9 protein-coding genes are annotated in these 11,515 nt (G+C 77.4%); 2 read left to right on the forward strand and 7 right to left on the reverse strand.

The window, feature by feature from the left end; translation table 11 throughout:
- The 7 genes from ACFW1I_RS36455 to ACFW1I_RS36485 all read right to left on the reverse strand — a co-directional run.
- A partial coding sequence (locus ACFW1I_RS36455; RefSeq protein ID WP_384678088.1) for an amidase family protein occupies nt 1–399 on the reverse strand: 399 nt, incomplete at its 3' end.
- Nucleotides 392–1,681 carry an MFS transporter gene (locus tag ACFW1I_RS36460; protein WP_384678090.1) on the reverse strand — a complete coding sequence of 430 codons (1,290 nt, stop codon included), beginning with the start codon at nt 1,679–1,681 and terminating at the stop codon, nt 392–394. The genes ACFW1I_RS36455 and ACFW1I_RS36460, both read right to left, overlap by 8 nt.
- A complete protein-coding gene (locus ACFW1I_RS36465; protein ID WP_384678092.1) occupies nt 1,678–3,027 on the reverse strand; it encodes a glutamate synthase-related protein in 1,350 nt (449 codons plus the stop codon). The genes ACFW1I_RS36460 and ACFW1I_RS36465 overlap by 4 nt, the downstream gene beginning before the upstream one ends.
- Nucleotides 3,024–4,043: an asparagine synthetase A gene (locus ACFW1I_RS36470; RefSeq protein WP_384678094.1), complete on the reverse strand. Its 1,020-nt coding sequence runs from the start codon at nt 4,041–4,043 to the stop codon at nt 3,024–3,026. The genes ACFW1I_RS36465 and ACFW1I_RS36470 overlap by 4 nt, the downstream gene beginning before the upstream one ends.
- 6 nt (nt 4,044–4,049) lie before the next feature.
- On the reverse strand, nt 4,050–5,444 hold the full coding sequence (locus tag ACFW1I_RS36475) for a methylaspartate mutase (protein WP_384678096.1): 1,395 nt from the start codon (nt 5,442–5,444) through the stop codon (nt 4,050–4,052).
- The gene (locus ACFW1I_RS36480; protein WP_384678098.1) at nt 5,441–5,974 is read right to left on the reverse strand and encodes a cobalamin B12-binding domain-containing protein; all 534 of its coding nucleotides are present in this window, start codon (nt 5,972–5,974) and stop codon (nt 5,441–5,443) included. The genes ACFW1I_RS36475 and ACFW1I_RS36480 overlap by 4 nt, the downstream gene beginning before the upstream one ends.
- A 276-nt stretch (nt 5,975–6,250) precedes the next feature.
- Nucleotides 6,251–7,561 carry a helix-turn-helix domain-containing protein gene (locus ACFW1I_RS36485; RefSeq protein WP_384678100.1) on the reverse strand — a complete coding sequence of 437 codons (1,311 nt, stop codon included), beginning with the start codon at nt 7,559–7,561 and terminating at the stop codon, nt 6,251–6,253.
- Between the two features lie 318 nt (nt 7,562–7,879).
- On the opposite strand from ACFW1I_RS36485, the gene ACFW1I_RS36490 reads away from it, so the two are divergent.
- Complete coding sequence (locus ACFW1I_RS36490; protein WP_384678102.1) at nt 7,880–11,053, forward strand: type 2 lanthipeptide synthetase LanM family protein; 3,174 nt, start codon at nt 7,880–7,882, stop codon at nt 11,051–11,053.
- Nucleotides 11,054–11,174: 121 nt separating this feature from the next.
- Entirely contained in the window at nt 11,175–11,405 is a 231-nt protein-coding gene (locus ACFW1I_RS36495; protein WP_384678104.1) for a hypothetical protein, read from the forward strand.
- The last annotated feature ends 110 nt before the right edge of the window (nt 11,406–11,515 follow it).

The following is an 11,515-nucleotide window of genomic DNA, read 5'->3' on the forward strand; positions in this document are numbered from 1 at the left end:
GGGCTGCCCCGCGCGCCCCCGCCCGCCCGCCCCCCGGCGGCGCCGCCCCCCCACCCTCCCCCGGGGGGGCGTGCCCCCGCCGCGCCCCCCCCCCCCCGCGGTGGAGGCGAGTCCCGCCGTGTCGATGTTGTCCTTGAGGAGGACCGGGACGCCGTCGAGGGGGCCGAGCGGGGTGCCCCGGGCGTGCCGCAGGTCGGCGGCGCGGGCCTGTTCGAGGGCCGTGTCGTCGACCGCGAGGACGGCGCGGACCACGGGATCGACGGCGGTGATCCGGTCCAGGCAGGCCGTGACCAGGTCCGTGCTCGTGAGGGCGCCGGAGCGCAGGCTCCGGGCCAGCTCGGCGACGGGCCGGTCCTGGAGGCCCGGTGGGTACGCGGGCGGGGCGCCGTGGTCAGTCAAGGCGGGCCTCCCGCAGCAGGGGGACGAGGAGGACCGTGCCGAGGGCCGTCAGGGCGACCAGCGCGTGCAGCAGCAGCGCCCAGGTCATGCCGGCCCATTCGACGAGCACCCCGATGACCAGGTTGCCGAGGGGCGCGGCCCCGAAGATGAGGAGGGCCTGGATGGACACGACCCGGCCGCGCACGGCCTCGGGCGCCCAGCGCTGGACGCAGGAGACCAGGACGGTGCCGACGAGCGCCGAGACGAGTCCCAGCCCGGCGTATGGGGCGAGGGCGGCGGCCGTCGACGGCGCCCAGGCGAGGCCCGCCAGGCAGACGGTCTGCCCGGCGGTGCCGACGACGAGGACGAGCCCCGCGCGGCGCCGGGCCGGCCACACCAGCGACAGCAGGAATCCGGCGGCGGCGCCGACGGTGAAGGCGGTGAGCAGGAGACCGGCGCCCGCGGCGGCCGAACCGTTCCGGCTCGCCATCAGGGCGACGCCGATGTTGATCGGTCCCGCCCCGGCGAACTCGGTGAGTCCGATCACGGTGATCACGGCCCTGAGCCGGGGCGCGGCGGCCACGGCCCGCAGTCCCTCGCCGATGCGGGCGGCCAGGGAGGGCTGCGGTGCGGCAGGAGCCGGGTCCTCCTCGGGTACGGGCTCCGCCTGTGCGGCGGCCCGCTCGCGCCGGGTCCGCACGCGGAGGACCGCGAGGGCCGACACCGCGTACGTCACCGCGTTGACGGCGGCGACGAGCGGGATGCCGCCGAGGGCCATCAGCACCCCGCCGAGGGGCCCGCCGGCGGCCTGGCCGCCGCGGAGGGCGCCCAGGTAGAGGGCGTTGCCGCGGACGAGGTGGCGCTCGGGCAGCAGTCCGGCGCGGAGGGCGCCGGAGGCCGGGATGAAGAACGCGCCGAACAGCGCGAGGCCGGCCGCCGCCGCCACGAGCAGCGGCACACCGGGGCCGAGGGCGAGTGCTCCGGCGGCGGCCAGCGCCATGACCGCGCAGCGGGCGAGGTCGGCGCCGACCATGACCCGGCGGGGGCCGACGCTGTCGACGACGGCGCCCGCGCCGAGCAGGGTCACCAGGCGTGGCAGGGAGGCGAGCGCGAGGACCGCGCCCGCCCGTGCCGGGCCGGTGTCGGCGGTGACCGTCCAGGCCAGCGTCACGTACCAGGCGGCGTCGCCGAGCGCGGACAGGCCCATGGCGAGGACGAAGCCCAGGTAGCCGCCGTCGGTGAGGCGGGCGTCCGACGGCCGGGTGGCGGCGGGCGCGGGGCCGGTGGCCATGGGTCCGCTCACGGCCGGTCGCCCAGCGGACCGGCGTACGCCACGGACGGGGACGGCAGCCCCGCCCCGGGCGCCCACACGTCCTCGTGGGCGAGCGCGTCGGCCCGGTACTTGCCCACCGCGCTGACGAGCAGGCGCAGTTCGAGGGCCAGGGCCTCCACGAGGCGGACGAGTCCCCGCTCGGGGTCCTCCTCGACGGCGAGGAGCGCGGCCCGTCCGAGGCCTACGGCGGTCGCGCCGAGCGCGAGCGCCTTGGCCGCGCGGGTGCCCTCCCACATCCGGCCGGAGGCGAGGAGCGCGCCGGCGGGCGGGCCGACGCGGCGGAGGCACTCGCCGAGCGGCAGGCCGACTCCGCCGAGGAAGCCGAGCGGGGCCCAGCCGGTGCCGCCCTCCGCGCCGTCGACGGTGACCGCGTCGGCGCCGGCCGCCCAGGCGACGGCGGCGGCCTCCCCGACGTCGCGTCCGGGGTGGAGCTTCACCCACACCCGGGCGCGGGGGAAGTTGTTGCGCATCAGGCGGATCTGCTGGCGCAGGATCTCCTCGGTGAAGGTGCCGGGGCTGCTGCACCGCAGGACCCGCCCGTCGTCGCCGAGGACGTCGTCGACGGCGTACTGCTCGGCGACGCGGGCGGCGGTGGCGCGGTCGAGGACGGTCATGCCGCCGAGCCCCGGCTTGGCGCCCTGGCCCACCTTCAGTTCGAAGGCCAGCCGGCCCGTGTCGAGCAGGGGCCGGGCGGAGGGGTCGCTGTAGACGAGGTTCCACACCTCGGCGTCGGCGTCCTCGGTGCTCTGCTGGACGGCGATGCCTCCCGTGCCGTCGGGCAGTTCGTCGAGGTAGGCGCGGATGCGGCCGAGCAGGGACCGTCCGGTGTCGCCGGACGGCGGGGTGCCGAGCCGGCCGTAGCCGTTGACGGGGATGACGTTCTCGCCGATCACCATGGGCATGCCCAGCCTGCCGGCCTGCCGGCTGGCGGCGGTGCCGAGGTCGGCGCTGGCCACCTGGGTGGAGCCGAACGCGGAGAGGTAGGCGGGCAGCGGGGAGCGGAGGGCGCCGACGGCGGTGGTCAGGTCCACGTCGTGGTGGAGCGGCTCGCGGGCCAGGTCGATCAGCTTCTCCAGGCGGCGCGGCATGAAGACCGGCGGCACCAGGCGGAGTTCGTCCAGGAGGTCGGTGCCCGGCGCGGCGGCCTGGGGCCGGTCGGCGCCGAACAGGGTCCGTCCGTACGCGTCCCCGGGCGGGAAGAGGGCGGCGGTGCCGCGGCGGGCCCGGTCGCGCACGGCGTCGGCGGGGAAGCCGTCGGCCCTGAGGCCGGAGCCGTACGCGCCCTGCGTGGTCTCCGTGGCGGGTCGGTGGCTCACGGGGCGACCACTCCCGGGACCTTCGGGTAGGCGCTGGCCTGCCAGACGGCGTCGAGGCCCGCGAGGTAGCGGGTGAAGCGCTCCAGGCCGATGCCGAATCCGGCGCTGTCCGGGATGCCGTCGCGGACCATCTGGAGGTACCAGCCGTACTTGGCGGGGTTCTCGCCGGTCTCCCGCATCCGGGCGACGATCCGGGCGTACTCGAACTCCCGCTCGCTGCCGCTGCACAGTTCGCCGTAGCCCTCGGGGGCGAGGATGTCGAAGTTGCGGAGGGTGCCGGGCTCGTCCCGGCTCTCGCGGTCGTAGAAGCCGCGGGATCCCTTGGGGTAGTCGGTGACGAAGAAGGGGCGCCCGGACTTGGCGGAGAGCAGCGCCTCGCCGTGCCAGTCGATCTCGGCGTCGGCGCTCTGGTCGTGGCCCAGGGCGCGCAGTTCGGCGACGGCCTCGGCGTGGGTGAGGTGGCCGAAGGGCTCGCCGAGCAGTTCGGTGAAGGCACCGGTGTCGCGGCCCAGGGCCTCGAACTCCTCGGCGTGGTGGGCGACGGTCTCGCGCACGATGTGCCGGACGAGGTCCTCGCCGAGCCGGGTGATCTCCTCGCGGGAGGCGCCGGCGACCTCGACGTCGATCTGGTGGAACTCGGCCAGGTGACGGCTGGTGTTCGCGGTCTCCAGGGGCTCCAGGCGGACGCAGGGCGCGATGCAGAAGATCTTGTCGAAGGCGAGCAGGGACGCCTGCTTGTAGAGGATGGCGCTGGTCATGAGCTTGTAGCGGTGGCCGTAGTAGTCGACGTCGACCTGCTTGGAGCCGCGCACGCCGGGGTCGGTGACCGGGCCGATCATCGGCGGCAGCATCTCGGTGAACCCGTGTGCGCGCAGGAAGCCGCGGGCGGCGGTGAGCATGCCGTTCTGGAGCCGGATGACGGCGCGGGTCGTCGGGTCGGTCAGGTGGGCCGCCGGGGTGCCGGGCAGCCGGTCCGTGGTCGCGGGTGCTGCCGTCGGGTCGGTGAGGGGGAGCATGGGCGTCTACCGTCCTTCTTCGGGATGGGCCTCGCGGGCCGGCGGGCGGTGCCCGTCGTCGAGGGGCCGGTGGGCGGGCGAGGGGTCGAGGGCTGCGGCGTCGGAGCGCCGCTCCACGTGGCGGAGGGCGGTGAGCAGCCCTCCGGAGGTCAGGCGCGGCGCCCGGGCGGGCGCCACGATGCCGCCGAGCGGCATCCCGCCGACGGCGGACCAGCGCAGCCGTCCGTCGGCGTCGAGGTAGCTCCGGCTCCGCTGGGCGTTGTCAGGGTGGAGGCAGTAGGGGACGTCGAGGTAACCCCGCGCGAACGCCTGCGGCAGGGCGCGGCCGAGGTCCGGGGAGAGCTCCAGGACGGCCTGGACGAGGGCGGACGCCTCGGCGTGGACGCCCGTGTCGGGCACGGGCCCCGGCGCGGGTCCCGTGGCGGACGGCAGGGCACGGTCGCGCTCCGCCTCCGCGGCGCGGGCCGCGGCCTCCAGGGCGGCGACGTTCTCCGCCACGGTCGGGATGCGGTGGGCCTCGGCGGCGGTCTTCACGATGAGCCGGGCGGCGCCGGTGCGGACCGCGAGCCGGGCCGAGTCCTCCAGCAGGAGCCGGGCGCCGCCGGGGGTGCGCGGGTACACGCCCATGTACGTGTAGACGACGATGTGCCAGTCGAGGCCGGGCAGCAGCTCCTCCGCCAGCCGCCGCAGGGCGTGCAGCGCCTCCTCGTCCTGCCCGGGGTCGGTCTGCTGGGCGTAGCTGAGGGAGACGCTGCGCAGCCCGTGCTGGGCGAAGAACAGGGCCTCCAGGACGCTGAGCGCCACGAGCAGGCCCGGCGGGCAGAGCTGGCCCATCATGCAGCCGCCGAAGGTCTCCATGTGGGGTTCGGCGCCGTGGTCGCGGGCCCGGGCGAGGAGTTCGCAGCTGCGGGCCCAGTTCTCGACGGAGGCGGTCAGCGGGGTACGCCCGTAGGGCAGGCAGTACGAGACCGGCCCGCCCTCGGTGGCGTCGAGGCCGGCGCGGAGGAGCGCGGCGACGATGTCCTGCGGGTCGGCGGAGCCGTGCCGTACCTGCACGGGGAAGTCGTGGTCCTGGATGCCGTGGAGGACGGACCGGGTGACGGCGGTGTCGTAGGTGACGAGGGGGTAGCCGTTGAGCGGGACGCCGTCGGCGAGGGCCCGGCGGGCGGCGGTCTGGTCGCCGACGCGGGTGTAGCTGTCGAGGGTGACGGTGCCGACGGTGGTGGCGTCGGCGGCCCGGGTGGCGGCGAGGCCGGCCCGCATGGCGCGCGGGTCGCTCATGCCCATGCGGGGCTGGACGACGAGCCGGCCGGCGTGCCGGGCGGCGGCGACGAAGGCGCCGAAGGAGCCGGGGGGCGGTGCCGGGGCGGCCGCGGGGGCGGGGTGGACGGGTGCGGTCATGCGGTCACGCCCGCGGGCAGGCTTCTCAGGAAGGACCCGAACGACGCCAGGCCCGCGCCGTCCTCGAAGACGGCGTCGAAACCGGCTTCGAGCAGCCCGGCGTGCTCGGTGCTCCCGGCGCCGCCGATGCCGAGCTTGCCGCCGATCACGACCGGGATGGCGGCGGTCTCGGGGTGGCCGCGCAGCTCCCTGACGACCCGTCGCCCGTCGTTGGCTCCGTGCCCGTTGACGCTGCTGATCACGACCAGGTCCGGGCGCTGCCGCCGGCACTCCCGGACCAGCAGCTCGTCGGGCACGCAGGCCCCGAGGTTCGCGACCCGGTGGCCCAGTTCCTCCAGCAGCAGTTGCAGGAAGACGAGGTTCCAGGTGTGCGCGTCCGACGCGACGCTGGAGACGATCACGTGGAGGCCGGAGTCCGGCGGTGGGGGCGCGATCGGGGTCGGTGCCGGGGTGACCGGGACGGCCGGGGTGACCGGGGATACCGGAACGGCCGGAGTGACCGGGGTGACCGGGGATACCGGGGTGCCCACTTCCATAGCCTGCCTTCGTTCGACATGACGGATGAGGTCTTTCGCCCGCGATTCCCGGTCGCCTCCGGATCGGTGTGCCGGAGGAGACCGTCAGGCGTGTGCCCGGCGTTTCCCGGTGGGAATTCCCCGGGATCCTTCGCGCGCTTCTCGCGCTTTCCCGGGGGGAGTTCCCCGGCGTTTCTCCGCCGTGCGGGGCGTGTTCTCACGGTAGGGGGCGCCCCGGGGCGCGGCCGGAAGTACGGGCGGCAGGTGTCCGGCAGAAAGGCGACGGGGAGTTCAGGCGACGGCGACGGCGGATTCCGGTACCGGTGCGTGCTCCGCCGGGATCGCGTGCCCGCCGGGGCGGCCGGCCAGGGCGGACCGGACCTGGCGCAGGACGCGGAAGCGGTCCCGGCCGTCCTCGTCGGCGGTGCGGACCAGGCCGTGGACCAGCAGGCCGTACACGGTGGCGGCGGTGTCGGCGAGGGACCCGCCGGTGAGCAGCGCGGCCTCCTCCAGCGTCCAGCTCTCGGGCAGCGCGGCCAGGACGGACAGCCGCTCCCGCAGCGGGGCGCGCAGCACGCCGAGGCTGCGCCGGACGGCTCCGGTGCCGCTCCCGGCGCCGGCCCCCCAGGCGGCGGGCGGTGCCGCGAAGCACTCGGGGTCCCGGGCGAGGTGGTGCAGCAGTTCCTCCGGCGCGTGGACGAGCCCCCAGGCGGCCGTGGTCTCCAGCGCGCCGGGGACGCCGTCGAGCGCACGGCACAGCTCGGCGACGGCGGCCGTGGCGACGGGGCGCGGGGCGTACGGCCGCAGGCGCCGGAGGTGGGACAGGAGGAGCCGGACGGCGGAGTACTCGGCCAGCGCGTCGGCGTCGTGGTCGAGGGCGCGCCCGGGGACGGGCAGCGGGGCGATCGGCATGACCTGCTCGCCGGCGAACCGGGACGGGGCGGGTGCGGTGAGGACGATCCGCAGGCCCGGCCCGCGTTCGAGGAGTCGGGTGAGGGCGGCGCCTTCGGCTCCGGGTACGAGGCCGTCGAGGACGAGCAGGACGTCGTGCCCGGGGCCGTCCCCGCCCCCGGTCGCGTCCGGTTCGAACCGCCGCAGCTCGCGGAGGTCGGGCGCGAGGCCGGCGGCCGGGACCCAGAGGACGCGCCAGCCGTGCACGTCGCGCAGGACGCCCGCCGCCTCCCGGACGAGCCGGGTCTTGCCGACGCCGCCGAGGCCGACGACGCTCACCAGCCGCTGCCGGTCCACCGTCAGCAGCTCGACGAGGGAGTGGAGTTCGTGCTCGCGGCCCACGGTGGTGCCGAGCAGCACGGGCAGGGCGCCGGTGACGGGGCGGGTGGTGGTGCGGGCGTCCTGCGCCGGGAGCGGGTCGCGCGCCGCGGCGTCGAACGCCTCGCGGGTGCTGCCGGTGAGCCGCAGGACGTCGGCGAGCAGCCGTACGGTCTCCTGCCGGGGGCGGCGGGCGCGGCCGCTCTCCAGGTCGCGTATGGCGCGGACGCTGAGCGTGGCGAGGTCGGCCATCTGCTGCTGCGTCATGCCCCTGCGGCGGCGGTGGGCGCGCAGGAGTCCGCCGAACTGGTCCGTGCCGGTGGCCGTGGTCATGGTTCCCCCTCTGTTGGTCGGTCGTTGCGTCACCCATGGTCGGAAGGGGCGGGCGGGCCCCGCATGGGTCGGCCGCCCCCAGATTTGGCGGCGGCCCGCGGCGCGTGGCGGAGGGGCGCGGGCGGCGGGCCGGCGCGGGTCGGCGGAGCCCGCGCGGGCCCCGGCGGAGAGGGGGCGGGACGGGGTGCGGGACCTGGTCGGGGGCGCGGCGCGGGGGCGGGACGCGGCGGGTGTGGGCGGTGGGTGGGGGACGCGGAGCAAAACATGGGGGCGTTGCCCCCATGTGGGTACGGTGCCCGCGCTGCCACCGTTGTCCACGTGACCCTCACGACCTCCACACACGACACCGCGACGGGCCTGGCCCCGGGCTGGTGGGCGCCCGCCCTCCACCTGCGGGAGCGGCTCGCGGCATCCGGCGCGCCGGACGCCGAGCCCGCCGGCACCGCCGCGGCGCGGCTGGCGGACCGGGTGACGGCGCTGGGCCAGGACGAGACGTTCCGGGCCCGGCTGGCCGCCCTCGGCACCGACCTGCCGACGGCCGCCGCGCTGGTGGCGGAGCCGGCCGGGCGGCTGGCGGCCCGGACCGCGCACCCCGCGTGGGCGGAGTTCGTGGAGCGGGCCCTGGCGTCGGCGCCGCCGCGCCCGGGGCCGTACGACGGCTTCGGCGTGCGGGTGGTCGGCGCGGGCCCCGTGCCGGAGCGGGAGCCCGACGCCTGGCAGGTGGCGTTCGCCGGGGCGCTGGCTCCGCTGACCCGGGCGGCGGGCCGTGCGCTGGCCGAGCGCCTGCGGGCGCTTCCGGCTCCGACCGGCCCGGTCGACGCGGAGTCCGTACGGGAGCGGTTCGAGCGGCGGCTCGGACTGCGGCTGGTGGGCACGGCGGCGCGCACCCTGGTCCTCGAACTGCACCGCGCCCGCGCCGAGGGCCGGCTGGCCGGCGCCACGCCCGAGCGGCGGTTCGCCCGCTTCGCGGCGGACCTGGGCACCCGCGAGGGCCTGGTCGCGCTCTTCGGCCGGTATCCGGTGCTCGCGCGGCTGCTCGGCACGGAGTGCGTGCACGCCGTCGCGGCCACGGCGGAACTGCTGGGGCGGTTCGCCGCCGACCGGGACGCGCTCGTGGCGGACCTGCTCGACGGGGTCGACCCGGGTGCGCTCGCCGTGCTCGACCTGGGGCACGGCGACACCCATCAGCGGGGGCGCGCGGTCGCGCTGCTGCGCTTCGCGGACGGCCGCACGGTGGTGTACAAGCCGCGTCCGCTCGACCAGCACGCCGCCTTCGACGGGCTCGTGGGCTGGCTCGGCGCCCGGCTGCCCGGCCTGGGACAGCGGACGGCGCGGACCGTGCGCCGGGACGGGTACGGCTGGCTGGAGTTCATCGCCGGCCGGCCCTGCCGGTCGGTCGCCGAGCTGGACCGGTTCTACCGGCGGCAGGGCGCGCTGCTGGCGCTGCTGTACGCGGTGGACGGGGTCGACATGCACCACGAGAACCTGGTGGCCTGCGGGGACCAGCCGGTGCCGGTCGACGTGGAGACGCTGCTGCACCCCTCGCTGCCGGTGGCCGCCACGGCGGGCCCCGACCCGGCCGCGGCCGCCCTCGCCTCCTCCGTCCACCGGACGTGCCTGCTCCCGCAGTTGCTGATCGGCGAGCACGGGGCGCTGGACATCTCGGCCGTCGGCGGCGGCCGGGCCGACCTCTCCCCCACCGACCTGGTCTGCTGGGCGGACGCGGGCACCGACACGATGCGCCTGGTGCGCCGGCGCGTCCCGTACGCCGCGAGCCCCAACCGCCCGTCGCTGGACGGCCGGGAGGTCGACCCGGGGGCGTACGAGGCGGCGCTGCTCGCCGGATTCCGCGCCGGGTACGACGTGTTGGTGACGCACCGCGCGGAACTGCTCGCTCCAGACGGCCCGTTGGCCGCCTTCGGGGACGCCCCGGCGCGCCTGGTGGGCCGGGCGACCCGGCTGTACGCGACGCTGCTCGACGAGGCGGCCCATCCCGAGGTGCTGCGCGACGCCGTCGACCGGGACGTGCTGTTCTCCCTGCTGTACGCCGAGTCCGCCGGGGATCCGGTGCGGCGGCGGCTGGTGGAGCACGAGATCGAGGACCTGTGGGACGGTGACGTGCCGGCCTTCACGCACCGGCCCGACGGCGCCGACGTGTGGTCGTCGCGCGGGGTGCGGCTGCCGGGCCTGCTGGACGCGCCCGGGCTCGCCGCCGCCGAGCGGAAGCTCTCCGCCCTCGGCGAGGTGGACCGGCACCGCCAGGAGTGGCTGGTCACCGCCGCGCTGGCCACCCGTAGGGCGCGCCGGGCCACCCACCGCGCCGAGGCGCCGACGCTGCCGCCCGCACCGGCGGCGGTGCCCGAGCCCCGGCGGCTGCTGACGGCGGCCTGCGGCCTCGCCGACGAGATCGTGGGGCACGCGCTCCACGACGGCACCCGGGCCAACTGGATCGGCCTGGAGCTCGTCGACGGCAGCCACTGGGCGGTGTCCCCGATGGGGGCGGGACTCGCCGACGGCTACACCGGAGTGGCCCTGTTCCTCGCCCAGTTGGGCCGGCTGACCGGGGTCGCCCGCTACACGGAGCTGGCGGCGCGGGCGGTCCGTCCGCTGCCCCGGCTGGTCCGCGCGCTCGCCGACGCCCCCGAGCTGAGCCGCGCGGTCGGACCCGGCGGATTCCACGGCCTGGGCGGGCTCTGTTACGCAATCTCCCGGCTGTCCACCCTGCTCGGCGACGACCGGCTGGCCGAGGCGCTGCCGCTCGCGCTGCGGGCGCTGGCCGCCTCGGTCCGTACGGACGATCCGGCCGGTCCCCCGGCGGACGTCGCCACGGGGCTCGCCGGTGGCCTGGCGGCGCTCCACGCGGTGCACGCGGAGTCCGGTCTCCCGGGGGCCGCCGCACTGGCGGCCGAGTTCGCGGACCGGCTCCTCACGGCCGGCGCCGCGCTCCCGGAGGGCTTCCTGCGGGGCCGCGCCGGGGCGGGCTGGGCCCTGCTCCGCCACGCGACGGCCGTCGGCGGCGCACCGGAAGGCCCGTACGCCACCGCCGGGCGGGAGCTGCTCGGTCCGGCGCCGGACGGGACCGCCCCCGGCACCGACCTCGGTTGGTGCGCGGGACTCGCCGGGACGCTCCTCGCCGCGCGGGCCGGCGCCGGGTCGGCGGGGGTCCCCGACGGCCGGTGGGCGCGGCTCGCCGAAGAGCGGCCGTTTCCGGGCGACTTCAGCCTGTGTCACGGGGAACTCGGCACGCTGGAGGCGCTGGTCACGGCCGCCGCTGACGGAGTTCCCGGGGCGGACGGCCTGCTCACCCGCCGGGCGGGGCTGCTGCTCGGCGCCCTCGACCGGTACGGACCGCGCTGCGCCACCCCGGACGGGGTGTCCTCGCCCGGACTGCTCACCGGACTGTCCGGCATCGGTCACACCCTGCTGCGGCTGGGCTTCCCCGACGCCGTCCCGTCCGTCCTCCTCCTCGACCCCTCTCCGGGAGGGCGGTGACCACGCCCTCCCCGCACCACCGGCACGAGACGCACGACCAGCAGGACACGCACGACCAGCAGGACACGCACGGCACCCACGGCACGCACACCCCTCGCACCGCATCCGCGAAAGGATCTTCATGAACCCGCAGACGCCCTCCCGTGAGTCCATCGCCGCGCTCGACGCCACGGCCGCCGACGCCCCTGAGGCCGGCGGCACGGCGGAGCCCGCCGGGCGGATCACGCTCTCCGGGCGCGACCGGGCCACGGCCCGCGCCCGGGCCCTGGCAGGTCTTGCCCTCGGGACCGGTCTGGTGGCGATCCTCAACGACATCGACACCACGGTGAGCCTGCCGATCCTCCCCCTCTGACCTCCGAGGCACCGCCGGCGGGGGCGCCCCCAGGCCGCCCCCCGGGGGGGGCCCCCGGCGGCGGGGCGCCCCCCCCCCCCCCCGGGCGGGCGCTCTCGAAGGGGGGGAGG

Origin of the sequence: Streptomyces sp. NPDC058955 (assembly GCF_042741435.1) — a bacterium.
Classification (GTDB): domain Bacteria; phylum Actinomycetota; class Actinomycetes; order Streptomycetales; family Streptomycetaceae; genus Streptomyces.

What these genes read in the sequence shown, in the direction of transcription:
- ACFW1I_RS36470 (WP_384678094.1), bottom strand. Translation starts at nt 4,043, where the DNA reads ATGCTCCCCCTCACCGACCCGACGGCAGCACCCGCGACCACGGACCGG.
- ACFW1I_RS36475 (WP_384678096.1), bottom strand. Translation starts at nt 5,444, where the DNA reads ATGACCGCACCCGTCCACCCCGCCCCCGCGGCCGCCCCGGCACCGCCC.
- ACFW1I_RS36485 (WP_384678100.1), bottom strand. Translation starts at nt 7,561, where the DNA reads ATGACCACGGCCACCGGCACGGACCAGTTCGGCGGACTCCTGCGCGCC.
- ACFW1I_RS36495 (WP_384678104.1), top strand. Translation starts at nt 11,175, where the DNA reads ATGAACCCGCAGACGCCCTCCCGTGAGTCCATCGCCGCGCTCGACGCC.